The organism is Sutcliffiella horikoshii (assembly GCF_002157855.1).
GTDB classification, from domain to species: Bacteria; Bacillota; Bacilli; order Bacillales; family Bacillaceae_I; genus Sutcliffiella_A; species Sutcliffiella_A horikoshii_C.
On record NZ_CP020880.1, the window covers coordinates 1,684,270 to 1,710,373 of the forward strand.

Genomic DNA, 26,104 nt, shown 5'->3' on the forward strand with positions numbered 1-26,104 from the left:
GTGATGGGAATTCAGAAATTCACATTAAATCACCTCGTTTTCTTTTTTCGTATGGTAGAATATAGTAAAAAAGCTTAAAAGGTGTGTTAGGGATGATCTGGATATTTTTTATCAGCTTTACCGTACTTGTCGCTGTTTTCTTCTATTTTCTAAATCTATCATTAAAAAAACATCATGAAATCTACGGCAGCAAGTTTGTGCGCCCATCCATGTGCGTATCATGTGGCAGGGAATACTTTAATAGTGCATCTAATTTTTGCGATGGTTGCAAGAGTAGGGGATAAGCGAGGGGGATGAGCCGGTTAGTGGGTTCATCTTTTTTATTTTTCACCTTCTAATTTCTATCAAGGAAGCATACAAATTAGATAGAAAGGAGGAGGGTAAAATAGAGTCTACAAAACGAACAGGTTTTTTTCTATTCATTAATAACACCGTAATATTCTTGGTGTTGTTATTTATCGTCATATCCACCATTACTAGCGTCTTATCTACTAAACTCTCCTCTGAATATGTAGGAAATATATTAAGGAAGGTACAGTCAACCGAACTGTATTTGAACATCATTCAATCACAGAATCACTATTTAACTGGCAAGGATGTCGAGGTTCCAAAGCTCCCAATCATGGAGTTATCATTTGAACTGGCAACCAACCTGAAACCTTATGATATTAGAAGTTTTTTGGGAAATGAAATTCCTGGCTTCTTTGCATATGATACACAGTTCTATGTTGCCGGAAAAGGAACCGACTATACTGATATCCCATTTGAATCCTCGGCCCCTATGGAAGTGCTCCTAAAAGAGCGTGAGATTGCAGAGGAAATGCTTTTGGTCGATGAGGATGAGGATGAACCGACCCCCTCACCAGAGAAGACTATAGATGAGACGATTGTGCATATCTATCAATCTCATAGTTGGGAATCTTACCTGCCACTTTTAAGGGGAGTAAGTGAACCGGATGATGCAACGAGCAATAACCCCGAGGCAAATGTAATAGCAGTTGGAAAAATGCTTAAAAATGAACTTGCAGATAAAGGAATAAAAGCGAATCATGATACAAGAAATGTCCCGAAGGATCTTGCTGCAAGAGGTTGGAATTACAACCACTCCTACCAATATTCTAGGGAAACCGTGGAAGCAGCCATGACGTTTAATAGTGATGTGGAATATTTAATTGATATTCATCGTGACGCTTTACGAAAAGAAAAGACAACCGAAGTGATAGATGGAAAAAGCTACGCTAGACTTTTGTTTGTAGTGGGGACAGCTCATAAGAACTACGAAAAAAATCTGGAATTTGCCGAAAGTATTCATCATGCTATTGAAAAAAAGTACCCTGGCCTGAGCAGGGGAGTCATTCCTAAAGGAAAGTCAACTGGAAACGGGTTATATAATCAAGACCTCTCAAACCGAGCCATTCTTTTAGAAGTTGGAGGGGTGGACAACAACTTGGAAGAAGCGCGTAACGCCATTAAGGCATTTGCAGATATTTATAGTGAAATTGTATGGGAAGAAAGGGAAGCGGGAGAGTTTTGATAAAGGAGTGAGCAAGATTAAATATACATTTTTTTGGCTAGTAGTTATGTTTGTAGCTATAGTCATTTCTTTTAATTACTTTCATTGGATTGCTACTTTGGCTTCCTTTTTTGCAGGGGTGATTGTAGTTTCTATTTCTTTGTTCGAGGATTTTTATATGGCGAAATGAAGGGGCAGGATATTCTTCTGCTCTTTTTTTGATTTTTAGTGAGTTTGAGGTTTGGATTTACTAGAAGTGGGTTTGGGTAACTAGATTTGTCTTTTCTGGTGGCAGCATCGATTATGCTTCTACACCTTAACCTTTAACTTCTACCTATAATTTTTGACGTTCTACATTTCCCAGACTAGTTTCTACATTTCCCACTCGACCTTCTGCCATTTATATCAAATGTTCTACAATTAGGCTAATTTCACCTTTACTAAGTTAAGAGTGAAATTGTTATTCCCACTCTTTTAAAGGTTTTTACATATTTTTGTAGAAATAAAAATACAACAACCAATAGGGAGATGATTTATTATGTGTGGGATTTTTAACTAAACATGAACAAAGAGATGCTTGCTTGCCTATAGAAAGACAGAAATTGAGAGAGGCTATATATAAAGACTTAGTTCATGATACTGACATTCTAGCTTTCTTCTATGGAGGTTCGCTTGCTAAAGGCAATGAAGACTTGTACTCCGATTTAGATCTCCGTATTGTTGTGGAGGACTCTGCCTATGAAACTTATCGTTTGAATAAAAAAGAACGCGCAACAAAGTGGGGTGATGTATTATATTATGAAGATTTTCCGAGGGCACCATATTCCATCGCTCATTTTAGTTCTTTTATAAAAGTGGACACATTTTATTACCGGCAATCTGATTTGCAACCTTCTCCTTATTTAAAGCATCTTTTGATTGAACATGATCCTAACGGAATTATCTCTCAGATAAGAGACAAGTCCCAATCAATAGACTATCTATTTTCTGAAAAAGAATTTGAAGTGTGGCGTGGCAAATTCTTTGCTTATCTGCATGAAGTTTATCGCCGGGTTCAACGCGGGGAGTATAATTATGCTTTTCAAATGGTCAATTCTCTGAGCTATTCCATTGTAATAGGTTGGTATGTGGAAATGGGGGAAGTGCCTAATTCATTTGGGGACTGGTCGAAGGTTGAAGGGCGGAGGAGTCCTTTGAGTGAGAAGCAGATGAATCAATTAGTTTCCTGGGATGTTGGGATGCGTGATGAGCAAAAGTTGGTTCATGTTTTTAGAAGTCAGGTAGAAGAGTTTACCCGGGTCCACCGTGTTCTTGCTGAAAGGCTAAGGGTGCCTGTAAATCAAGCTTGGTTAAATGAAATTATAGGGATGGTTCTATAAACAAAAAAGCAGCATGTGCTCAAACATGTTGCTTTTTCTACTATTAAGGGAATAGTATCCGTGAGCAGTTCATTTGCTATCATTTCATGCATTTGTCATAATGCACACAAAAGAAAAGGGAGAGTGTTATCGATGAAAGTAACAGTAGTTGGAGCAAACGGACAGATTGGAAAACAACTTGTGCATTTCTTAAAAGAAGAAGAAGGATACACCCCTATAGCAATGGTTCGGAAAGAAGAGCAGGCAGAAAGTTTTGCAAAGGATGGAATTGAATCGGTATTGGCGGATTTAGAAGGTTCGGTGGAAGATCTAGCGAATGCTTTTAAAGGCAGTGATGCAGTCGTATTCACAGCAGGATCTGGAGGAAGCACGGGATCCGAGATGACCTTATTGATTGATTTAGATGGAGCAGCGAAAACAGTGGAAGCGGCGGAAAAAGCAGGCATTTCCCGTTATGTAATGGTAAGCGCGTTCCAAGCGGACAATCGCGAAAATTGGAACGACGACCTTCGTCCATACTATGTTGCCAAACATTATGCGGATAAGGTGTTAATGGCAAGTGGTTTGGACTACACCATTGTGCGACCTGGTGGATTGGTGAATGAATCAGGTACCGGCAAGGTGGAAATCGGAGACAACATTGAACCTGGATCTATCGCTAGAGAAGATGTAGCGAAGGTATTGCTAGCAGTAATAGGGGCTAAAAATACGTATGGTGCTGCGTTTGACGTCGTTGCTGGAGAAGATAACGTAGAGGAAGCTGTGAGTAAAATATAAAAGGGAACGTCGAGACTGTCTCTTTGGAGGAGGCAGTCTTTTACGTCTTATTTTCAGCTTATTTTCCAAACTGCAGATTTTATTTTCAGTTAGTGGAATTTACGAGCCGAAAAGGCAATTATATTTTCCAAACTCCATCATTTATTTTCCGTTACAGAAATATACGAGCCGTTCCACACTAGCCCCTTAATATTGGGACAACTTTCTACTCGACGCAATCTCTTCGTTCAAGCTTCTACAGTTTAGTCCTCACCTTCTACCATAAAAAGTGGATCTTCTACATTTCCCGGACTACCTTCTACATTTCCCAAGCCCACTTCGACCACTAAAACCATATATTCTACAATTTGACCACCAAAATCAACAAACTTGAAACTAAACCCACCCCCATTTCGTTATACTAATAGACAAACTAAACCAGATAAGGAAAAACAAACATGATAACTAAAAAGCGAGTAAAAACGTTAATGAAAATCACAATGGTTATGCTGTTAATTTACATAATCATCGTCCACTCTCTCATCTATCAGACTGCTAAACAAGAACCTCCCAAAGGTATGGATTACCTGATCGTCCTTGGAGCACGAGTGAAGGGGGAAGTGATGACGAAGGCACTCCTATTTAGAGTAGAAGCAGCGCTAGAGTACCTGAAGGAGAATCCAAATACCAAAGTCATCGCATCAGGAGGTCAGGGACCAGGAGAGGATATTACAGAAGCTGAGGCAATGAGAAGGTACTTTGTAAAACATGGCATTGAAGAGGAGAGAATCATCCTCGAAGACCGATCGACTACCACGTTTGAAAACCTGTCCTATTCAAAAGCTCTAATGGAGGACGGTGCCTCTGTTGCGATTGTGAGCAATGATTTTCACATGTATCGTGCATCCCTAATAGGAAAAAGACTCGACTTTGCAGAGGTTCATACACTTGCCGGAAAAACTCCAAAAATAGCAATCTTAAAGCTATGGTCACGGGAATATTTCGCTGTTGCGAAGACTTGGATAATGGATAAATAGAGCGGAAGCATACACAACGAGCAACCCAAAAGCCTCCTCCCCAAAAGGAGGTTTTTTCTATCCCCACTTTCCTATATAATAAGCAGTACTAGAAATAAGAGGTGACAGCATGCTATATCTACTTTCACAGTTGGGATTCAGCTTTATTGCGGCTGCTGGTTTTGGGGTCCTATTTAATGCACCGAGAAGGGCTTTGATTCATTGCGGCACGGTTGGGATGATTGGTTGGATTTTTTACATAATATTGGCCGATGCGGGTGTGGACCCCGTGGTGGCTTCATTTGTCGGGTCTTTTATGGTGGCGCTTGTGGGTCATATAATGGCAAAGCGTTTCAGGATGCCGATGATTATTTTCAGTGTGGCAGGAATCATCCCGCTTGTACCGGGGGGATTGGCCTATAATACGATGCGGCAAATTGCGGAAAATGATTATCTAGCAGCCATTCCTTTGGCGGCAAAGGCATTTATGATATCAGGTGCCATCGCGATGGGGTTGGTGTTTGCTGAGGTAATTATGCAAGTAGTCATGAATATCATAAAGCGGGCTTCTAATAATGTTAAACGTGAGGTGAGTTAGGTGACAAAGGAAATGACAGAACGGGAAACGGAGAAAATTCTGGAAGTCTGCCTGCTTGCCGGAAGGATTATGATGGAAGGGGGAGCGGAGACGTACCGGGTGGAGGATACGATGACAAGAATTGCTGCATCATACGGTATAAAAGAAACGCACAGTTTCGTTACTCCTACCGGAATCATCGTTTCACTTCAAGGAGATAACCCTACACGGTTAGTCAGAATCAATTCTAGAACCACCGATTTAGAAAAGGTGGCACAAGTCAACCAAATCTCTCGAAAAATTGCAGCGGGTGAGCTATCTGTGCAAGAGGCCCATCAATCACTGATTCAATTAGAGGAGTCGCATCTTCTCTTTCCGATAAGCTACCAGATTCTCGCTGCGGCATTAGTCAGCGGCTCTTTTTTAATCATGTTCAAGGGTGTGTGGACGGATTTTCTACCCGCAATGATTGCCGGTGGTTTGGGGTATTCCGGATTATTACTGATACAACATTACACACGTGTTAAGTTTTTTGCAGAGTTTTTCGCATCATTGATCATTGGTCTTGTCGCTCTGGCGATGGTTACCATTGGATTTGGGATGGAGTTGGATAAAATTATCATTGGTTCTGTTATGCCATTGGTCCCTGGTCTCCTTATCACAAATGCTGTCCGAGACCTGATGGTGGGGCATTTCGTTTCAGGGTTATCGAAAGGAGCAGAGGCGCTTTTTACAGCTTTTGCTATCGGAGCAGGTGTGGCGGTTGTATTCCTCTGAACTGCCACCGACCACCCCAACCAGCCCCCGCAGAAATGTTGGAATATATTTCTCATTACAGTCATGACAGGCAATTAACAGTATATTTCGTTATTTTACAATAATTACTTGTTTTCATAATGAGAAATTCATATTAGATTAATAGTATGAAAATTTTACAGAAAGTCCTCATAACTTTGTCGGTTGTCGCACTAGTCTTAGGTGGAAATTCAGCTGCATTTGCAGCTACTACTCACACGGTTCAATCCGGTGATACAATGTGGAAGATCGCGGTGAAATATCAGGTTGGGGTATCCGAACTGATCGCAGCGAATTCTACACTCAAGAACCCTGACCTAATCTATCCAGGTCAAGAAATTACTATTCCAGAAAAAGGAGAGGGGCAAACACAAGAAGAGCAGGTTGCTAAGTTAGTAAACCAGGAACGTGCTAAGCATGGTTTAAAGCCTTTGAAACTAAACTGGGAGTTATCCAGAGTTGCAAGATATAAATCTCAAGATATGATTGATAAAAAATATTTCAGCCACACGTCACCAACATATGGATCTCCATTCGATATGATTCGTAACTTTGGTATTTCTTACCGATCAGCAGGTGAAAACATTGCTGCTGGGCAACAAACACCACAAGAGGTCATGAATGCTTGGATGAACAGTGAAGGGCATCGTAAAAATATCTTATCCAGTCAATATACAGAAATTGGAGTGGGCTATGCCAAAGGCGGCCAATATGGTCATTACTGGACGCAAATGTTCATCTCCAGATAAAACGAAGGCGGTACCTCATCCTTAAGGTACCGCCTTTTCTATGAAAATGTCTAATTTCGCTCCATCTTAATCTGAAATTTATAACGGTCTCCTCTATAAACGGACCTAACAAGTTCAAGGGGGGTTCCATCATGAAGAAAGGTGTTGCGTTGAATATATAACATCGGATGATTTTTCTCGATATTCAATAGTTTTTCATGATCGTCTGTAGCCCTAACTGATTCTATCATCTGTTCGGCATGGGTTATTCGCAGGCCCAGCTTCTCTTCTACATAGGAATAAATAGACGCTTTCACCTTTTCTTCTGTAAGGCCTTTTACCAAGTTCGCAGAAAGGTAGTTTGTTTCAAGGGCCATTGGTTCACCGTCGGCAAGGCGGATCCTCTTTATTTCATATACAGGGGCATATTCACTGATTTTCAATTCATTTGCGATAAAACTGTTTGCCGGAATGACTTCAAAGTGAATCAGTTTACTAGTTGGGGTCATGCCGCGTTTTTGCATATCTTCTGTAAAACTTGTCAAACCTTGAAGGGGCTGCTCGATCTTTTTTTCCGAAACAAAAGTGCCGCTTCCTTTTTTTCTATAAAGAAGTCCTTCATTAACAAGGGAATTGATAGCCTGTCTAACAGTCATACGGCTGATACCATAGTTTTCGGCATATTCCCTTTCTGAAGGGATGTTTTCACCTGGTAAAATGAATCCTGCTTCAATTTGGTTTTTTATATAAGATTCCAATTGATAATAAATTGGAATAGGGGATGTTTTATCAATCATTTAGGGTAGTTCGCTCCTTTCATGCAATAATGCTGGAAGTGTCAAGTGCAGATTGGTCTGCTAAGATTTTTACACAAGGGTGTTTCTTCAAAATAGAAGCAGGGAAGTCTTCTGAAATATCGCCGTACAACAGTTTCTCAAAGGCTTCTTTTTTGATCGCTCCGGATACAAGCAGAAGTATTTCTTTGGCATTCACAATCGAGTCGATTCCCATTGTGATGGCATGCGTCGGAACATCCTCTATACCTTTGAAGAAACGGGAATTAGCCTTGCGAGTGGAGTCAGTCAGCTCCACCACATGTGTCCTGCTGCAAAATGGAGTGCCAGGCTCGTTAAACCCGATATGTCCGTTAGCTCCTAAGCCCAAGATTTGAAGGTCAATTGGTCCATGCTTTCTTAATTTTTCCTCGTATAGGCCACATTCCTTTTGTGGATCACTCATCCCATCCGGTATAAAAGTAAATTCGTTTTGGATGTCTATATGCTGAAAAAGATGTTTCTCCATAAAAGCATAGTAGCTGTTATGGTTTTTCTTGCTCATCCCTACATACTCATCTAGATTAAATGTGGTTACATTTCGGTAGCTTGTTCCCAGGGTTATATGATTCTTAATCAATTGTTCATACATACCGGTAGGAGTGCTTCCAGTGGCGAGCCCGAGTACGATGTGAGGATTTTCTTGGACTTTTCTTGAAACATAAGATGCCGCTTCCTTACTTAAAGCTTCATAAGAAGGGGTAGTGATGATGTCCATACGTTTACTCTCCTTTATATGACAGAATCCCTTTACAGAAGGTCATTTTCACTTGCATTTCTTCATCTAAGATAACAATGTCTGCATCCTTGCCAATCGAAATGCTACCTTTTCGATCCCATACATGAAGTCGTTTGGCTGGATTGGCTGTTGCCATTTGGATTGCTTCTTGCATCGTACAATCGGTGAATTTCTTCATGTTTCTAATAGCGTCGTTCATTTTTAGTACACTTCCAGCAAGGGTTCCATCTTCCAGAAGGGCGGTGTTATTCTCTACTATCACTTTCTGGCCACCAAGCTCGTACTCTCCATCGTCCAACCATTTAGCTCTCATGGAATCGGTTATCAATAGGATATGATCTACGCCTTTAGCAAGAAAAGTTGCTTTTACCATGGCAGGATGAACATGTATGCCGTCTGCAATCATTTCCAAATAGAGTTCAGGGTGGGCGAGGCCGGCACCAGCGACGCCTGGTTCACGGTGATGACTTCCGCGCATTCCATTAAAGAAATGAGTAATATGCTCTGCACCAGCTTCTATTGCTTTCACTACTTCTGCATATAAAGCATCGGAATGCCCGATGGAGGCGATTACTCCCGTATCGGAAAGGTGTTTGACCAACTCCAAACCATTTTTTTCTTCAGGAGCGAGAGTAACCAATTTAATATGATTGCCAGACTCGGACTGGAAATGACGAAATGTTTCTACAGATGGTTCTAAAATAAAGGCAGGTGGCTGAGCACCAGCGCGTTTTTCATTGATAAAAGGTCCTTCAAGATGCACTCCTAATACTTCGCTTCCAACATCACTCTGATTTTGAAAAGGAATAAAGGAATTTACATTTTGTAATGCTTTTACTAGTTCCGATTTTTCTTGCGTTATGGTAGTAGCTAAAAAACTAGTGGTTCCCTCTTTTGGTAGAGTATTCGCCATATTTTTGATACAATCCGTACTTGCATCCATAACATCGGCCCCATTTAATCCGTGGATGTGTAGGTCAATAAAGCCTGGGGCGGCATAAAGCTCTTCCGATAAGTGTATTTGGGGCAGATTATTATTATTGGTGTATTCGTTTAGAGGGCCAAAATCAGCGATCTTTCCCTCTTTTATAATCATATATCCATTTTCGATTAGTTCCTCTTCTGTCACGATCTTCATAGAGAGGAGGGCGTAGCTATTTGGTTGCAAAGCCATGTCAAAGTCCTCTTTTCCTACTTATTATATGTATAGCTTAGCAAAAATATGTCTAGTTGTATATACCAATTTACTTATTGGTATATACAACTATAGTGACGCAAATTCCAAAATTATTCTATCCAATTTTCTTATGAAATAATATACTATTAACAGAATAAAAGCATAGAATACTAGAAAGGTGAATCATCATGAATAACTTATCCATTCAATTAAGAAATGCTGTTATAGAAGACCTTCCCGAGATAGTTTCCATTTATAATTCCACCATTGAAAGCAGGATGGTGACGGCGGATACTTCTCCTGTCACAGTGGAGAGTAGAAAAGAATGGTTTCACAAACATAATAATGATAGACCATTAAAGGTAGTGGAACTTGATAATCAAATTTGTGCATGGATTAGTTTCCAGAACTTTTACGGTCGCCCGGCCTATCAGGCAACGGCGGAGGTAAGTATTTATCTTAGCGAAGAAACGAGAGGGAAGGGACTAGGAGCCTTATTATTAGAAAAAGCGATAAAAGAATGTCCAGCCCTTCAGATCGAGAATTTATTGGCATTTATTTTTGCACATAATGTACCAAGTATACGTTTGTTTGAAAAATATGGATTTGAAAAATGGGGATATCTTCCGGGTGTCGCAGAACTTGATTCTGTAAAAAGGGATTTGGTGATTATGGGGAGAAAAATAGTAGAGTAGGAGGAAGTAGAATGAAATGGAAATGGGGGCTCATCATTTTCACAGGCATACTACTAGTCACAGGAACACTACTTGCATTCAATGAAGAGGTAAGGGGTGCGGCAAAGTTAGCTTTGACCGGTTCACCTGTTGTAACACTTTCCTCTGCAGAAGATTCGACAACAGTTATGGCAAAAATGGACGAAGGTACAGGATTACAGGATGTACTTTCCCATGTGGAAGAGAACGGTTGGGTATTTGAAAAACAATTAGGTTCTACCTTTCTATTTTCAAAAGGGGATGAAAGCCTCGTTATCATGTTAAAAATGTGGACAAACCAATATATCGTAGCAGAGATGACAGAAGGGTAGGGAGATCATGTTAAAGCCAGTACCAATGCTCAGAACCGAGCGACTTCAGTTAAGAAGTCTTACGTTAAGAGATTCAGATGTTATTTTTTCTTATTTTTCCCAACCGGAGATGACGAGATTTTATGGGATGGAGCCCTTCCAGACAAAAATAGAGGCAAATAAATTCATTAAAGATTTCATTGATGACTATACATCTCTTTATAGATGGGGAATCGTTGAAAAGGAAACGAATAGTCTTATAGGAACATGCGGTTTTCATGCAATATCGGAAAAACATCAACGTGCAGAAATAGGGTATGAAATAGATATTCCTTATTGGGGAAAAGGTTATGCAACAGAGGCTATTGGGGCATTGGTCCACTTTGGGTTCGAGGCGATGAATTTCCATCGAATTGGAGCCAATGTCTATCCTGAAAATGTCGGGTCGAGAAAGGTTTTGGAAAAATTAGGGTTTACTCATGAAGGCCTTTTGAGGGGATATTTATATCAAGGTGGAACATTTCATGATGCAAATGTCTTTTCCATACTTAGAGAAGACTTAGGTAAATAAAGGTTTAGAAATACAGGTCGGAATCCATAATTTCCAACCTGTATTTTTTTTGAAAAGGTTTAATCCAGTTGATTTCCGTTCCAGGCGCTTCGCTTGCCTGCGGGCGGTCCGTGAGCCTCCTCAGGCTTCGCCTTCCGGGGTCTCACCTGTCCCTTCCTCCCGCGGGCGTCTTCGCGCCTTCCACTCCAATCAACTAGGATACTTCATTTAACTTATGGCTAAAAAAAGATACCTAACGAGTTACTGATAACCAATAACAATACTTTCACTAAATCTCTAGCTGTGGAATGGAGCAAATGGTGAAGACTCCAGCGGGGGAGTAACGGTAGGTTGAGACCCCTGAAACGTTGTGAGGAGACTCCAGCACCGTCCCGCGGAAAGCGAAGCCATTTGCGGAAAGGAATAGCGACGATTAACCAATCATCAGAATTTCTTTCAGAAAAAATCTATTTGTTAGAATATACTGTAAGTTTTTCTGTTATTATTATAAGATAGTAATTAGGTTGTCTTCATTTATAAGTAGAAGGGGTAAGGGGGCATTTACATGTATCAAATTAAACGTTTGAGTGAGTGTACATTAGATCAAGCACTTGAAGCATGGAACAAGGGTTTTGAGGGGTATTTTTTTGATGCTACTATGGATGTGGACCGATTTGCTGCTAGATTGGGACAGGAAAATATATCTGCTTCTTTATCTATCATTGCATTTGATGGTGAGACTCCTATAGGACTCTTATTAAGTGGAAGCAAAAAGATAGGGAATAATCACATTGCCTGGAATGGCGGCACTGGGGTAGCTGCCACTCATCGCAAAAAAGGAATTGGGAAGCTATTGGTAGAAAAAGCTTGTGAGATTTATAGAGCAAAAGGGATCCATACATCAACATTGGAAGCGATCTCTAAAAATGACCAAGCAATTGCCTTATACGATTCTAAAGGATACAAGATTGTGGATCATGTGGTACACCTTTCCCTAGAAACTTCAGTGGAGTTTAACGATTCCTTGGAATATTATCCAGTAATCACATCGGCACATGATGCCCAGTTTTTACCCATCTATCGTCATGATACGCCATGGCAAAGTCAATGGTGGTGTATGAAAGATGGTTTAACGTTACAGCTGATGGGTCCTGACGGGGAGACTGCCGCTTACGCCATGTTCAAAAGGCAATATAGTCCTGACGGAACCTTGAAGGCGATCGTCGTCACTCACTGCTTTATAAATGATGAACAAAAAGACCCGGAAAAAGTATTGGAAGCTTTATTTTTTCATCTTTTCCCACCGACAGTAGCATCTTACCAGTGTACGTTAGCATTTTTTCAAACGTCCAATAAAAATGTGTATGACTATCTTATTGACAAAGGATTTTCGACGAAAGTGGACCAAGTTTGGATGAAGAAGCCAATAGCAGCAGGTGTGGATATCGGGTAATTTAAATAGAAAGCTATAGTCAAAGTACATATATTATTTGTTAATTTTGGAGGGATCGTCATGATGGTTGAAAAGTTTTTAGAAGAACAAAATGAACAGTTTCAGAAACTATTAAAAAAATCCACTCATGCTGGATGGATGGCACAAACAACTGGAGAAAAGAAATGGGCGGAAGAAGCCGGTAAAGCTTCTAGTGAATTCAGCCTTTTTTATGCCAATGAGGATCGTTACAACCAGGTAAAGTCCTACTTGCAAGATCCTGAACTTACGATGGAACAGAAAAGACAGTTAGAAATTCTCGAATATGGAATGAAAGAAAATCAATTGGATAAGGAAACAATTGAAGAAATGTCTACTATGTCCTCAGAGCTGAACTACCTTTTTAATACGTACTTGCCTGAAGTAAATGGGAAAAAATTATCAGCCAATGATATCAGAAATATTTTGTTGAATAGTACCGACAGCAAAGAGCGGGAAGAGGCTTGGAAGGCAAGCAAAGAAGTGGGGCAAGTAGTGTCGCAAAAGCTATTGACGTTAGTAAAAAAACGAAACGAAGCAGCACGGAAGTTAGGCTATGGAAACTATTATGAAATGTCGTTTGCGAATCAGGAACTCGATTTGGAAGAAGTATTTTCTATGTTTGAAAATCTTGTAGACCAGTCGGACACCACCTATCGCAGGTTAAAAGGCGAATTAGATAACGAACTAACCAAAAAGTTCGGAGTGAGTGTGGAAGAATTACGACCTTGGCATTACGTCGATCCTTTCTTCCAGGAAGCTCCTGCAAACGAACAAACAAATCTTGATCCATATTTTAAAGGGCAAGATCTAGAAAAATTGACTGCAGATACATTCGATTCTATGGATATGCCAATTGAGGGTTTGTATGCATCATCCGATTTGAATCCGCGTGAAGGAAAGAATCCTACGGCGTTTTGCATGGATATGAACCGAGAGGGAGATATTCGTGTACTTTGCAATAACGTCGATAATACATATTGGATGGGAACCATGCTACATGAGTTTGGCCATGCAGCATACAACAAATATGTAAACCGTGATCTTCCCTATCTATTAAGAAGCTTCGCGCACATTTTAACAACAGAGTCCATTGCGATGTTATTTGGGAAAATGACGGAAAACAGAGAATGGCTTTCTAAATTCTTGAAGTTAGACGATGCGAAACTTGATACCTTAATGCCATCCCTTGAAAAGCATGAACAATTGAAAATGCTCATATCTGCAAGATGGATTATTACGTTTGTTTTCTTTGAAAGAAAGCTGTATGAAAATCCTGATCAGGACCTTAACGCTCTTTGGTGGGAAACAGTGGAAAAAGTTCAATTGCTTCATCCTCCAGAAGACCGAAACAATCCGGATTGGGCGGCAAAAATTCATTTTACTCTTGCTCCGGTTTATTATCAGAACTACTTGTTGGGTGAACTGACAGCTGCACAACTCTATCAACATATTAAAAACAACGTTTCTGAGGAGTTTTTCTCCCTTAAGGTCGGGGCGTTTATTCGCGATGAATTTTTGGCACCGGGAGCAACCTATCACTGGAATAAAAAAATTGAGAAAGTGACAGGAGAGCCTCTAAACCCAGAACACTTTATAAAGGCCTATTGCGACTACCAAAAAGTGAATAACTGAAAAATAGTACCGGGTAAGTAGAGATTTCCTCTATTTACCCTTTTTTTTGTTAAGTTTTTATGACTTTTCTAACAAAACCTTATTTTTGCATGAAAATACAAGAAATATAATATAAAATAGTAGATAGTGAGATTTTTCGAGTTTTTATGACAGAACACTACACTGACAATAGATATAGTAGAAAGGTATGTCTTCTTTTATGATAAAAAAACTACAACTTTGTGTGATTATCCCATTACTTGTTATGGTTTTTGGGAATTCAATAACAGTACATGCAGAAGGTCCTGGGGACTTATTTAGTGAGTCCGTTATATTAATTGATTCTAAATCAGGTAATACTTTATATGAAAAAGATAGTAAGCGTGAGATGTATCCTGCAAGTATCACTAAAATTGTAACAGCAATCATTGCGATTGAAGAGGGGAACCTACAAGATATCGTAACCGTTAGTGAAAATGCGAGAGATCAGGACGGTACTAGGGTCTATTTACTTGAAGGTGAAAAGGTTACACTTAAGAAGTTGGTCCAAGGCTTGTTGATAAACTCTGGAAATGATGCAGGCACTGCTATTGCAGAACATCTTGATGGTAGCGAAAAAGCTTTTGCCAAGAGAATGAATACGTTTGTGAAAGAAAAGGTTGGTGTGAAAAATACTAATTTTACCAACCCACATGGTTTATATCATCCTGATCATGTAACAACTGCACAGGATATGGCAAAAATCGCCCAGTATGCAATGAAGAATGAAACATTTAGGGAGATTGTGGGAACAAAGGAAATGGAATGGATAGGTGAAGGGTGGGAGACCACGTTGTTTAACCATCACCGATTGTTATGGGACTATGAAGGGACAACTGGTGTGAAGAACGGGTATGTTCCGGAGTCAGGTCATACACTGGTCACTTCTGCGAAAAGGGATGGTATGGATCTTATTGTGGTTACCATGAAGGCTGCGTCTAAGTATTACATCTATAAAGATACGATGACCCTTTTGGATTATGGATTTGCCAATTTTATTACAGATGAAATCAAAAAAGGTGAAATGGTTACAGACGCTTCAGGTAGAGAGTACATGCTTGCGAAAAACGTGCATGTAGCGAAGCGGGATGAGGAAACGATTAACTTACGTGTAAACAAGGACAAGGATTTAGTTGTGAAAATTGGCAACCGGGAACACCTCGAAGAAAACGTGTTAGTCGAGCAAGAACGGAATGATTTGACACCTGCTCCCACTGCAACTTCATCAGATCCGGCTAATTCATCAGCAGTAAATGGAGATGCGGGAACCAAGAGCAGCTTGATACCAACCATTTTTATTTTCATCTCCCTATTAATCTTCTTTTTTATTATGAATGTGCTCCAAAGAAGAAGAAGGAAAAAGAAAATGCAACAACGTTACTCAGATTCTATCGTTTATTCTAGAAGAAGCAGTTATTATAGGTAGGTTTAACAACGGAGCATTCTGTGAGAACAGCAGGATGCTCCGTTGTTTTGTATTAAAATAGTGGGGTAGGTTATGAATAAGGGTTTGGCGAGTTGTCCAAAGATTGTATATAATGGAGATATGTAGATAATAGGAGGTAGGAATATGCCGAGAAAAGAGAGCGAGCTTAACGAGCAATTGATTGATTTATTGCAAGGGGAAAAAATCGTATCGTTAATCACAACTGACAAAGATACGAAAAAACCGAATTTAAGCATTGTATCATGGCTGGTTGCACATGAAGATGGTAAAACCATTAAATTTGCTTTAGGTCATAAAGCGGAGAGTGCGTTTAATATTCAAGAAAATCCTAATCTGATTTTAGGAGTTGTAGGTGCCGGAAGCTGTTATTCCATTAATGGTAAAGGTTCCGTATCCGAAGTTATTGATAAAACAATGAAGTATCGTGTGGTAACTGTTGAGGTTGAGTCTGTGGAAGATGTTATCTTCTATGGCGGAAAAATAACGCAGGAACCTGACTATGTGAAGACATATGACGAAGAACTTGCCAAAAAATTAGATGAAGAAGTCTATGCACTATTGAAAAGCTAATATACTACTGAACAGGGCTGTCCAAATAATGAGGGCAGCTCTTTTTGTTTGTCTTGAATATTCTCTCTCCAATTTAATAGAATCATGGAAAAGTCATACATTTCCATATATAATAATAGAATAGTAAATTTTTCTAAATGAAAGGGGTTTCTATGAAAAGTTGGTTTAAATCGAACAAGGGCAAACTCCTTCCCTTTGTGGCTGTTTTTCTTTTGGCAGGTGCACTGATTACTTATTATTTGTACACGTCACCATTTCAGGGAACAGGACTTACAGGGAGTCAAGGGAATCAAGCTTCTTCTAGTACAATATCCACTTCAAGAAATATTTCAGTCGAACAAGATAATCCTTTTGATCATAAAAAGAATTTGAATGAGGTTCATGTTGTTAATTACATTCATTGGATGTCCCATCAAAAAGTTAAAGCGGAAAGCAAGTGGACACACTATAAGATGACGCCGGAAAGAATTGATTGGCTATTAGAGAAAGTAAAAGAAGCCGATTATAAACATGAAGAAGTGTATGTGGAAATTCTGACAAAATGGCAGAAAGGGGACTTTTCCACAGCTGACATAGATCATAATCGAGTGTGGTCGTTGCTTAATGGGACTGTTGGGAAAGCAACTGGCGTAATGACAGAAGAAGAAGAAAAAGATTACTTGAAAAATCCAAATATCAAGTTTAAATAATGGATACAACATCACCTTGTGGTAAAATGATGGGTAATTCGCACAGTACAAAGGTGGTATATGTCAGATGAATGAAATCAGAAGTTTTGCAAGAACAGAAGAGCAAGAACATATTTACTCTTTAGCATCTTCTTTGGCTTCGGATTTTTCTACCCGTGCTGGTCATTATGATCAGAATGCTGTCTTTCCTTTTGAAAATTTCCAAGCGCTTAAGGGTGCAGGAGTCCTCGATTTAACCATACCAAAGAAATATGGTGGGAAAGGAGCAGGGCTTTATGACTTTGTTTTACTGCAGGAAACCATTGCTCAAGGTGATGGTCCCACTGCGCTGAGTCTTGGTTGGCATTTAGGAATCATGATGAATGAAGGAATTAATCGTTCATGGCCGCAGAATATTTATGAAATGGTATGCCAGGATATTGTTCAGCACAAAAAATTGATTAACAGTGCACATAGCGAAATAAAGACAGGCAGTCCTGCAAGAGGGGGAAAACCTGAAACGGTTGCAAAGAAGCATTCCAACGGAGGTTGGGTAATTAACGGGAGAAAAAACTTCACTTCCCTTGCCCCAGTCTTGGATTACTTCATCATATCTGCAAGCGTGGAAGGAACAGAAGATGTAGGAGAGTTTTTGCTTCCGCGCGAACTGAAAGGAATCTCAATAGAAGAAACGTGGAACTCTATGAGCATGAGAGCCACTAGAAGTGACGATTTGGTGTTATCAGAAGTCATGGCAAGTAAAGAAGCACTTTTGTATATAAAAAAGAAAAAATCACCAAAACCACAAGGGTGGCTACTACATATACCCGCTTGTTACTTAGGCATAGCAATAGCGGCAAGAAACGAGGCAGTTTCATTTGCTGATTCGTATCATCCGAACAGCCTTCCTCATCCTATTAGGGAAGTACCGAAAGTAAGAGAACGGGTTGCAAAGATGGATGTGGAATTGACTGCAGCCAGGCATTTATTGTACAGCGTGGCGAGACTATGGGATGAAGAGCCTGACAAACGCGATAAACTTATTGGTGAGCTTGCCACAGCTAAACTTGTTGCAATAAATAGTGCCATTTCCATTGTTGATGAAGCGATGCGGATAGTCGGCGCCCAAAGCCTGCATGCGGAACATCCTCTTCAACGCCATTATCGCGACGTCCGAGCAGGCCTTCACAATCCCCCTGCAGATGAAATTACGATGGAATTGCTTGCAAAGCAGGCTTTTTTAAAAGAAAGTTAAGAAAGCGTGTTTCCGTTGATTTCCGTTCCAGACGCTTCGCTTGCCTGCGGGCGGTCCGTGAGCCTCCTCAGGCTTTGCCTTCCGGGGTCTCACCTGTCCCTTCCTCCCGCGGGCGTCTGCGCGTCTTCCACTCCAATCAACAAGGTGACTTCTTTTACTTTAGGGCTTGTGAGAATCATCTAACGGAGTTAACTGAAAAAATAGTATTATTTCGTTCTAGTAGTTTCTAGCTGTGGATTGGAGCAAATGGCGTAGACTCCAGCGGGGGAGAAACGGTAGGTTGAGACCCCTGAAGCGTTGGGAGGAGGCTCAAGCACCGTCCCGCGGAAAGCGAAGGCATTTGCGGAGAGGAACAGTGCATCCATCCAGTAACTAGAGTTTTTTTATAAATAAATGTTTTTTTAGAGATACATAATGAATTAAAAAGAGAGTGATTTTATGCACGAAAACAAGAAGAGAAAAGGAGATTGGCGCTACCCCATTGCACATAGAGAAGCATGGATTGGGATTGCGATTGTTCTTTTTCATTTTGCTTGGTGGTACGGTTTTGCTTACGGTTTTGGATCAAAGCCAGTCGAATCATATACATATATATTAGGTTTTCCCGCTTGGTTTTTTTATAGTTGTATTCTGGGCTTTTTCTTCATCATTATACTCGTCATTCTAGTTGTTCGATTCTTTTTTCAGGATCTTCCTTTAGAGTCAGATGAAGAAGGAGATCGCCCATGAACTTGCAAGTGATCATTCCTTTGTTGATATTTCTCATTATTATTTTTCTTATTGGAGTTTTTGCATCTAGGAAATTAGCAAATTCCTCTTCATTTGTCCAAGATTATTTCCTTGGGGGGAGAGAGCTTGGCGGACTGTTGCTGGCAATGACAATGGTTGCAACGTATGGAAGTGCCTCCAGTTTCATTGGAGGACCGGGAATTGCCTACCAGACAGGACTCGGTTGGGTACTGTTGGCAATGATACAAGTGGTGACAGGGTATTTTGTTTTAACGATTTTAGGTAAGAAATTCGCCATTATCGCAAGAAAAATGAAAGCCATCACCTTGATTGATTTTTTAAAGGAAAGATATCAGAGTAAGTGGGTCGTATTATTATCTGCAAGCAGCATCATTCTTTTCCTTTTTTCCGCGATGGCAGCACAATGGATAGGCGGGGCAAGATTGATTGAGTCAATAACTGGTCTTTCTTATATTTCTGCATTATTTGTCTTTGCTGCTTCCGTATTGGTATATGTGATCATCGGTGGATTCCGTGCGGTCGCCATTACAGATGGGATGCAGGGAATTATCATGGTGGTCGGTACCGTTGTCATATTGGCAGGAACCATCATTGCAGGTGGCGGCATTCCTACAATCATGAGTGATTTAATGGCGGAAAATCCTAATCTTATTACCCCTTTTGGAGCAGATGGGTCTCTGACGCCATTATATGTTTCTTCTTTTTGGATCCTGGTGGGGGTTGGCGTAGTGGGCCTTCCACAAGTGGCTATCAGGGCGATGTCATATAAAAACTCAAAAGCGATGCATGCAGCGTTGATTATTGGTACCATCGTCGTAGGATTTATTATGCTAGGCATGCACTTGGCAGGTGTATTTGGAAGAGCAGTTTTACCTGGATTAGATACTCCAGATACTGTCATGCCACTATTAGCCCTGCATGTTTTGCCGGGTTGGTTAGCAGGAATTGTCTTGGCAGCACCGATGGCTGCGATCATGTCAACGGTTGACTCCCTTTTGCTAATTGTGAGTTCTTCCATTGTGAAGGATGTATATTTAAATTATATTCGTCCTGACGCTCCGGAAAAAAATATCAAGAGGATAAGCATAGGCGTAACAGCTGTCGTAGGAGTACTTGTGTTCTTTATGGCCATTGATCCGCCGGCATTCCTTATTACCTTAAATCTATTTGCCTTTGGTGGATTGGAAGCGGCCTTTATTTGGCCGGTGGTTTTGGGTCTTTATTGGAAAGCTGGCAACGCAGTTGGAGCTTTAGCTTCCATTTTTACAGGGGTATTTACCTATATAGGAATTACAATATATTACCCTGATGCATTTGGAATGCATAGTGTCGTAATACCAGTGATGCTTTCTCTTTTGGCATATATAATGTGTAGCATTGTAGGAAGAAATCGAAAGAGGCAGGAACACCAAGAAATTATAAACAAATATTTGCTTTAATTAAATGAGTAGGAGTTAAAAATGGACAAGCTCAAACAGCTTTATAATAACAGTATAGAAAAAGCTAGTGGCTTTATGCGGGAAAGCAGTAGGTATCTTGTAATAAGTCTTATCCTTTATATATCCATTTTTGTAATCGTATTAAGTTATTTCTTTTTTACCGGTGCTGGAAAATGGTTTGATATCCTATTAATTGTAGGTACGGGTTTATTGGCATTAGTGTTAGGCCTAGGAATAACTTTAGTCCTCTTGAACATTTTAGGAGGATTACCAAGAATTCTGGTGGCTGTCATGGTTGCTTGTATCGTTGTGATATATAGTGTTGGCGCATTTATGGGTCCGTTTTTCCGGTTAATGGGTTTTACCATTCTAGTGCTGTCTGTATTCTTAGGAGTAACTGCTTTTTTATTTCGGAATAAGAAAAAAGCATTTTTTGTCTTTTTTGGTTTTATTACGTTAGGCTTGCACGTAGCTGCTGCCTATCTAGTAGTTACAGATGGGAAGGAAGGTCCTTGGTCACTTGAAATAGAGAATAATGCAACAGCTTTACCAAATCCGGCTGATAGTGGAGATGCCAAAGTACAGTATTTTACATATGGAAGTGGCAAGGATGAACGCAGGGAAGAATATAGAAATGTGAAATTTGAGTCTCATTCTGTCAATATGTCGTCATTTGTTGCCCAGCCTAAAGGCTTGAATAAATGGTATCGTGAATGGTTTTGGGGCTTTGATTTATACAATGCCCCATTGAATGGTCGAGTGTGGATGCCTGAAAATGAAGAAGAAGAACCATATCCTCTCGTGTTAATCGTTCATGGTAATCATAATATGGCCGATTTTTCCGATGATGGATACGCCTATCTTGGAGAAATGCTTGCAAGTAAAGGGTATATTGTTGCCTCAGTGGACCAGAATTTCATCAACTCCGGAAAAACAGGTCATATCGGCTGGGATAATGCAGGCAGGGCATGGCTGTTATTGAAACATTTAGAACTGTGGCAGTCATGGAACGAAAACAAAACACATGCGCTATTCAATAAAGTGGACATGGATAATATTGCTCTCATCGGCCATTCGAGGGGAGGGGAAGCTGTTAGTACCGCTCAGCTTTTCAATGAGCTTGATCGGTTTCCGAATAACGCAAAAGTAAGTTTGAACTTTGATTTTTCCATAAAGTCATTGATTGGATTATCGCCTGGTGATGGCCGGTTCAAACCTGGAGATCAGCCAGTTAGCCTGCAAGACGTCAATTACCTTACCCTTCAAGGTGGGAATGATACCGACCATACGAATTACCTTGGTATGAGACAATTTCAGCGGATATCTTTCACAGATGACTTTGACGGGTTCAAAAGCAGCATTTATATCAATGGAGCCAATCACGGCCAATTCAATTCTGACTGGGAAGTGGATCAGCCAAGCCCGTATTGGTGGTTTATGAATCGGAAAGAAATAATGGCTCCGGATATGCAAAGAGAAATCACCAAAGTGTATGTTTCTTCCTTTCTTGACGCCACTTTAAAAGGGAAACGTGAATACCGTGAAGTTTTTTCTAATAAGGAGATTGCTTCATCGTGGATTCCAACCGATCCGCTTAGAATGCGTTTTGAGGATCGGGACTTTCAATCTATCGCTACATTTGAGGAGGATGCAGATGTAACCAAAACTACCCAAGACGGCGGTAGGTTACATGGAAATAACCTTCGTGTGTGGAAGGAGATAAATTTACTTCAAAGAAACAAAGAACAGCAAAATAATCAGGTAGTAAAGCTAGGTTGGACAAATAAAAATAGTAGATATACCATCACATTGCCTGAAGGGGCTGCCGATAACTTCTCAGAAGAAACGGTATTGAGGTTTGACGCAGTACAGGCCCATCCAACTCGTTATGATTTTTATTCTATCGATCTACCGGAAGGATATGAAGATAAAGCCGTTCCTATATCAGTAAGTGTCAAAGCAAAGGGAATGGCGGACTTTGATGGTAGAGTAAGAAAAACTATTTACATCGAACCTACCTATACTACTACCTTGTACCGTTTTGATTGGTGGAACGAACGTTATGGTAATCAATATGAACAAATGCTTCAAACATACGGTATTCCTTTGGATTATTTAAAAGAGAACTTTCCTGATATAGATTACTCACAGATAGAAGAGGTTACCTTTGAATTCAACCAGACCGAAAGTGGTTTGATTTTCTTAGATAACATCGGCTTTAACAACTAATCAATGAATAAAAATACCCGCTCTCCCTCATAGTAAATATAGACAGATTACAAAGGGGGAGAGTAGGTTGAACTTGAAAAAAATTATCATACTGCTGCTTCTCTCCATTCTTCTTCAGCCTCTAAATGCTTCTGAGTCAAGTACTTTGACACCACTTTCCATTAATCAAAAAGATGCATCCTCATTTCTTTATGAAATAGAAAGACCGAAAGACAGCAATATTGTTTCCCTCCCTTTGCTTGTTCACTTTATTGATGTGGGGCAAGGAGACGCAATCCTCTTGCAAACCCCCAATGGTTCCAACATACTTGTAGATACAGGACCAAAAGAATCGTCGAAAAAGCTGCTTGCTTATTTAAAAAAGGTAAGCGTGACGTCCATTGATTTGTTAGTCATCACTCATCCTGACTTTGATCATATTGGAGGCATTCCATCCTTACTCGAAAAGCTACCTGTTAAGAAAATATTAGACAGCGGCAAGGCCCATACAACTTTAACATTTATTCAATACAAACAATACGTATGGAACAACATCGTCCCTGTTCAATATGCAAAAGAAAAAATGAAGTTGGACATTGATCCGGATTTGAAAATTAAGGTGTTAAACAGCGGTTCCGAAGAAAAAGAAACAAACAATGCATCTATTGTCCTTCATATTACATATGGAGAGATGAAGTTTCTTTTGATGGGAGATACTGAGGAACAAGAAGAAAAGAGAATGAGCAGGAAATATAACCTTGAATCGACCATCTTAAAGGTTGCGCATCATGGTTCTAACAGTTCCTCTACCGCCTCGTTCTTGAAGGATGTCCAGCCTAAAATCGCCGTAATATCCGCCGGGAAAAATAATGACTTCCATCATCCGCATTTGCCGGTTTTAAACAGATTGATTGAGAGCGGTGCAGATATTTACAATACTGCTGAGTCTGGAAGTATTGTTTTTTCAACAGATGGAAAGCTTTTATTTGTCAACAATCGTCCATGGCTATATGCTAATCAACAAAAGCAAGAAACGAAGAAATCGATTGTCATCACAGGCTTGGACGTAAAAGAAGAAATGGTTACATTAGAAAATAAAAGCGCTGAAACGGTTGATATGTCCTATTGGAAGCTTGTCAGTAAGAAAGGATATCAAACATTTGATTTCCCTGAAAATTATAAGCTACAACCGGGCGAAACCATTTATATTGCTTCAGGTGCACATAAGCAACATTTTAAAAAATATATCCATTGGCTCAGTGATCATTTATGGAATAATAATGGAGATAAAGCCCAGCTTTATGATGATCAAGGAGATTTGGTGGATGAATATGAAGCAGGTGCGAAGGACGAATAGGTTTTAAATCTCTCGAATGGTGTTATGTAAGTAGATAAGAGCCAATATCTAAAAGCCAAAACGAGGAGCCTTGAAAAATTGAGAAAATTAAAAAAACCAGTTCGTCTGACACTAGCACTAATAATTAGTCTTTTCTTATTTATGCTGTACATCCATACCACCAAGGAAGAAGTTATTGCATCAGCAGTAAAAGAATCAAATCAAAACGGCGTGTCATTAAGCCTGCAGAATCCATACGTCATGCCAATTAAAGTATCCAGCGCTTCCATGGTTGACGGCCAAGAAAAAGAGCTACCCATCACTGCATACAGCATTAAACTGAAAGGAGTATATAGTGGGGGTAATTCCAGCCTAGATCAGTCATTTATGACGACGCAAACAGAGGAGTTTGAGGAATTAGAGGAGGTCACGATTCCAAGTGACACTTCCAAAAAAGAAGAAATTTATAGCATCTACATTACAGACCAAAAAAGGGAAGGAAGTGTAGAAGCTGCAGAAAAAGTCAAAATAACATTCAAAATATTCTCCTTCCTCCCAATAACGACGACCATATCACTCTAAACACTGCATAACCTGCAGTGTTTTTTTGTATTACAAGACGGTTGATTTCCGTTCCAGGCGCTTCGCTTGCCCGCGGGCGTCTGCGCGCCTTCCGCTCCAATCAACAAGGTGACTTCTATTACTTAAAGGTTTATGAAAAGGCATTTACTGAGTTAACTTAATAAGTAATAACATTTCTTTTTCGTAATTTTCAGCTGTTGATTGGAGCAAAAGACGAAGTCTCCTGAGGGAAATAGCGCTAGGTGGAGACCCCACAGACGTAGCCGAGGAGGCTCCAGCAGCGCCCCTAGGAAAGCGAAGCCATTTGCGGAAATCAACAGCGGCTATTAAGGGGCATTTTGGCCAGTTTTTTCTTTATTGTATTATCAGAAAAAAGAGTAATTTAAGTGCAGTAGGGGAAAATAAAACAACTTGTGACCGTTAATAAAGGTGTTTAAGGTGATAAAGAGAGGGAATGTACATAATGGAGATTGTCAATTTTAACTACCTATACAATTGGATAGTTCTAAGCTCAATTGCCGATCCCCGCTGGTGGTTGCTATTCGCCTCCATATTTTGGCCATGGTTGTTATGGTTGAGGGTAGTGGAAAAATCTAGAATGTTCGAGGTTCTGGCCTTTGGTCTCTTTTGGGCTGCAATGGCGACGTGGCTGGATATACTCGGGACAGAATATGGGAAGTGGAGCTACCCCTTTAAATTAAACAATGACATTCAAACACTGCTCCCAGCAGATACAGCAGTTATTCCTGTCATGTATATGCTCCTTTACCAGTATACGTCTACATGGAAATCATTTGTCATTGGCAGTGTAATATCTGCAGCAGTACTATCTTTTATTTTTGAACCACTCTTTCTAATGCTTGGCATGCTGGATTTGAAAGAATGGTCCCACACGAAATCATTTTTCGCCTTTATTTTTTTGGCAATTGCCACTAGAAGCCTTTTCTTTTTTATAAAAAAGAAGCAGACTACTTTTTAGTTGACTAACATGTATATACAAGTTAGACTAATTTACATCGACATGTATATACAAGTTGTTGTAAAAATGTAAGCGTTTTTCGAGTGAATTAGATTATCTTATAAAGAAAAAATATATCTACTATTTTGGAGGGATTATCATGTTCAAAAAACTATTCGGAATGAAAGAAACCACCGAAACTCCTGCAGAGGAAACCTTCCTTGCACCATTGAGTGGAAGAGTGACAGAGTTGAGTGAGGTTCCAGATCCAACGTTTTCACAGAAAATGATGGGAGATGGGTTGGCAATTGTTCCATCTGAAGGAGAAGTGGTTTCACCAGTTGATGGAGAAATCGTGCAGTTCTTCCATACAAAACATGCAATTGGTATTCGTTCCCTCTCTGGTGCGGAAATACTTATCCATGTTGGGCTTGAGACGGTGTCCATGAATGGAGAAGGTTTTGAAGGGCATGTAAAAGAGGGCGATAAAGTAAAAGCTGGGGACAAATTGATTACTTTTAATATCGATCTTATCAAAGAAAAGGCAGCTGATATTATCACTCCTATCGTCATAACAAATGGTGAAAATGTCGAGAGCCTTAATAAGAAATCCATGGCTGAAGCTGTAAAAGGCCAAACGGAATTATTTCATCTTACAATGAAAAATTAAGTATCACCTA

28 protein-coding genes are annotated in these 26,104 nt (G+C 40.0%); 25 read left to right on the plus strand and 3 right to left on the minus strand.

The features are described from left to right. Positions 1 to 92: 92 nt before the first annotated feature. From B4U37_RS21945 to B4U37_RS08755, 9 genes are all read left to right on the plus strand, one after another. On the plus strand, positions 93 to 284 hold the full coding sequence (locus tag B4U37_RS21945) for a hypothetical protein (RefSeq protein ID WP_157663754.1): 192 nt from the start codon (positions 93 to 95) through the stop codon (positions 282 to 284). Between the two features lie 269 nt (positions 285 to 553). Next, the gene (gene spoIIP / locus B4U37_RS08725; protein ID WP_088017907.1) at positions 554 to 1,534 is read left to right on the plus strand and encodes a stage II sporulation protein P; all 981 of its coding nucleotides are present in this window, start codon (positions 554 to 556) and stop codon (positions 1,532 to 1,534) included. Between the two features lie 7 nt (positions 1,535 to 1,541). Further along, positions 1,542 to 1,703 carry a hypothetical protein gene (locus B4U37_RS21950; protein WP_010192618.1) on the plus strand — a complete coding sequence of 54 codons (162 nt, stop codon included), beginning with the start codon at positions 1,542 to 1,544 and terminating at the stop codon, positions 1,701 to 1,703. Between the two features lie 352 nt (positions 1,704 to 2,055). Then, positions 2,056 to 2,892, plus strand: coding sequence for a nucleotidyltransferase family protein (locus tag B4U37_RS08730; RefSeq protein ID WP_088017908.1), 837 nt, complete (start codon positions 2,056 to 2,058; stop codon positions 2,890 to 2,892). 132 nt (positions 2,893 to 3,024) lie between these two features. Further along, positions 3,025 to 3,669 (plus strand): SDR family oxidoreductase, encoded by a 645-nt coding sequence (locus tag B4U37_RS08735; protein ID WP_088017909.1) that lies wholly within the window; start codon positions 3,025 to 3,027, stop codon positions 3,667 to 3,669. Positions 3,670 to 4,106: 437 nt separating this feature from the next. Next, positions 4,107 to 4,685: a YdcF family protein gene (locus B4U37_RS08740; protein ID WP_088017910.1), complete on the plus strand. Its 579-nt coding sequence runs from the start codon at positions 4,107 to 4,109 to the stop codon at positions 4,683 to 4,685. Between the two features lie 109 nt (positions 4,686 to 4,794). Continuing rightward, on the plus strand, positions 4,795 to 5,262 hold the full coding sequence (locus tag B4U37_RS08745; RefSeq protein ID WP_088017911.1) for a threonine/serine exporter family protein: 468 nt from the start codon (positions 4,795 to 4,797) through the stop codon (positions 5,260 to 5,262). Next, positions 5,263 to 6,018 carry a threonine/serine exporter family protein gene (locus tag B4U37_RS08750; protein WP_010192629.1) on the plus strand — a complete coding sequence of 252 codons (756 nt, stop codon included), beginning with the start codon at positions 5,263 to 5,265 and terminating at the stop codon, positions 6,016 to 6,018. It abuts the gene before it with no gap. A gap of 257 nt (positions 6,019 to 6,275) precedes the next feature. After that, positions 6,276 to 6,785, plus strand: a complete 510-nt coding sequence (locus B4U37_RS08755; protein WP_029326322.1) for a CAP domain-containing protein — start codon at positions 6,276 to 6,278, stop codon at positions 6,783 to 6,785. 50 nt (positions 6,786 to 6,835) lie between these two features. Here B4U37_RS08755 and B4U37_RS08760 read toward each other — a convergent pair whose 3' ends face one another. The 3 genes from B4U37_RS08760 to nagA are packed head-to-tail and all read right to left on the minus strand — an operon-like array spanning position 6,836 to position 9,510. Next, positions 6,836 to 7,561 carry a GntR family transcriptional regulator gene (locus tag B4U37_RS08760; RefSeq protein ID WP_088017914.1) on the minus strand — a complete coding sequence of 242 codons (726 nt, stop codon included), beginning with the start codon at positions 7,559 to 7,561 and terminating at the stop codon, positions 6,836 to 6,838. A gap of 19 nt (positions 7,562 to 7,580) precedes the next feature. Beyond that, entirely contained in the window at positions 7,581 to 8,315 is a 735-nt protein-coding gene (nagB, locus tag B4U37_RS08765; protein WP_088017916.1) for a glucosamine-6-phosphate deaminase, read from the minus strand. 4 nt (positions 8,316 to 8,319) lie between these two features. Continuing rightward, positions 8,320 to 9,510: an N-acetylglucosamine-6-phosphate deacetylase gene (nagA, locus tag B4U37_RS08770; RefSeq protein WP_088017917.1), complete on the minus strand. Its 1,191-nt coding sequence runs from the start codon at positions 9,508 to 9,510 to the stop codon at positions 8,320 to 8,322. Positions 9,511 to 9,701: 191 nt separating this feature from the next. Between nagA and B4U37_RS08775 the strand changes: the two genes are divergently transcribed. The 16 genes from B4U37_RS08775 to B4U37_RS08850 all read left to right on the plus strand — a co-directional run bounded on the left by B4U37_RS08775 (position 9,702) and on the right by B4U37_RS08850 (position 26,094). Beyond that, positions 9,702 to 10,208, plus strand: a complete 507-nt coding sequence (locus B4U37_RS08775; RefSeq protein WP_088017918.1) for a GNAT family N-acetyltransferase — start codon at positions 9,702 to 9,704, stop codon at positions 10,206 to 10,208. Between the two features lie 11 nt (positions 10,209 to 10,219). Then, the gene (locus B4U37_RS08780) at positions 10,220 to 10,558 is read left to right on the plus strand and encodes a hypothetical protein (RefSeq protein ID WP_088017919.1); all 339 of its coding nucleotides are present in this window, start codon (positions 10,220 to 10,222) and stop codon (positions 10,556 to 10,558) included. Between the two features lie 7 nt (positions 10,559 to 10,565). Next, positions 10,566 to 11,108, plus strand: coding sequence for a GNAT family N-acetyltransferase (locus tag B4U37_RS08785; RefSeq protein ID WP_088017920.1), 543 nt, complete (start codon positions 10,566 to 10,568; stop codon positions 11,106 to 11,108). A 544-nt stretch (positions 11,109 to 11,652) separates the two neighbouring features. Then, positions 11,653 to 12,540 carry a GNAT family N-acetyltransferase gene (locus tag B4U37_RS08790; RefSeq protein WP_088017921.1) on the plus strand — a complete coding sequence of 296 codons (888 nt, stop codon included), beginning with the start codon at positions 11,653 to 11,655 and terminating at the stop codon, positions 12,538 to 12,540. Between the two features lie 60 nt (positions 12,541 to 12,600). Then, entirely contained in the window at positions 12,601 to 14,193 is a 1,593-nt protein-coding gene (locus B4U37_RS08795) for a M2 family metallopeptidase (protein ID WP_245840073.1), read from the plus strand. Positions 14,194 to 14,392: 199 nt separating this feature from the next. After that, positions 14,393 to 15,637: a D-alanyl-D-alanine carboxypeptidase family protein gene (locus tag B4U37_RS08800; protein WP_010192654.1), complete on the plus strand. Its 1,245-nt coding sequence runs from the start codon at positions 14,393 to 14,395 to the stop codon at positions 15,635 to 15,637. A 144-nt stretch (positions 15,638 to 15,781) separates the two neighbouring features. Beyond that, positions 15,782 to 16,228 (plus strand): pyridoxamine 5'-phosphate oxidase family protein, encoded by a 447-nt coding sequence (locus tag B4U37_RS08805; protein ID WP_088017922.1) that lies wholly within the window; start codon positions 15,782 to 15,784, stop codon positions 16,226 to 16,228. Between the two features lie 152 nt (positions 16,229 to 16,380). Next, positions 16,381 to 16,917 (plus strand): DUF6241 domain-containing protein, encoded by a 537-nt coding sequence (locus B4U37_RS08810; RefSeq protein WP_010192657.1) that lies wholly within the window; start codon positions 16,381 to 16,383, stop codon positions 16,915 to 16,917. A 67-nt stretch (positions 16,918 to 16,984) separates the two neighbouring features. Then, on the plus strand, positions 16,985 to 18,151 hold the full coding sequence (locus B4U37_RS08815) for an acyl-CoA dehydrogenase family protein (protein WP_088017923.1): 1,167 nt from the start codon (positions 16,985 to 16,987) through the stop codon (positions 18,149 to 18,151). A gap of 438 nt (positions 18,152 to 18,589) precedes the next feature. Next, entirely contained in the window at positions 18,590 to 18,880 is a 291-nt protein-coding gene (locus B4U37_RS08820) for a YhdT family protein (RefSeq protein ID WP_088017925.1), read from the plus strand. Then, a complete protein-coding gene (gene panF, locus B4U37_RS08825) occupies positions 18,877 to 20,340 on the plus strand; it encodes a sodium/pantothenate symporter (RefSeq protein ID WP_088017926.1) in 1,464 nt (487 codons plus the stop codon). The genes B4U37_RS08820 and panF overlap by 4 nt, the downstream gene beginning before the upstream one ends. 21 nt (positions 20,341 to 20,361) lie before the next feature. After that, the gene (locus tag B4U37_RS08830) at positions 20,362 to 22,569 is read left to right on the plus strand and encodes an alpha/beta hydrolase (RefSeq protein WP_088017927.1); all 2,208 of its coding nucleotides are present in this window, start codon (positions 20,362 to 20,364) and stop codon (positions 22,567 to 22,569) included. Between the two features lie 67 nt (positions 22,570 to 22,636). Beyond that, positions 22,637 to 23,905 carry an MBL fold metallo-hydrolase gene (locus tag B4U37_RS08835; RefSeq protein ID WP_088017928.1) on the plus strand — a complete coding sequence of 423 codons (1,269 nt, stop codon included), beginning with the start codon at positions 22,637 to 22,639 and terminating at the stop codon, positions 23,903 to 23,905. 78 nt (positions 23,906 to 23,983) lie between these two features. Continuing rightward, on the plus strand, positions 23,984 to 24,466 hold the full coding sequence (locus B4U37_RS08840; RefSeq protein WP_010192673.1) for a hypothetical protein: 483 nt from the start codon (positions 23,984 to 23,986) through the stop codon (positions 24,464 to 24,466). A 598-nt stretch (positions 24,467 to 25,064) separates the two neighbouring features. Further along, complete coding sequence (locus B4U37_RS08845) at positions 25,065 to 25,445, plus strand: CBO0543 family protein (protein ID WP_157663755.1); 381 nt, start codon at positions 25,065 to 25,067, stop codon at positions 25,443 to 25,445. Positions 25,446 to 25,584: 139 nt separating this feature from the next. Further along, positions 25,585 to 26,094, plus strand: coding sequence for a PTS sugar transporter subunit IIA (locus tag B4U37_RS08850; protein ID WP_088017930.1), 510 nt, complete (start codon positions 25,585 to 25,587; stop codon positions 26,092 to 26,094). The last annotated feature ends 10 nt before the right edge of the window (positions 26,095 to 26,104 follow it).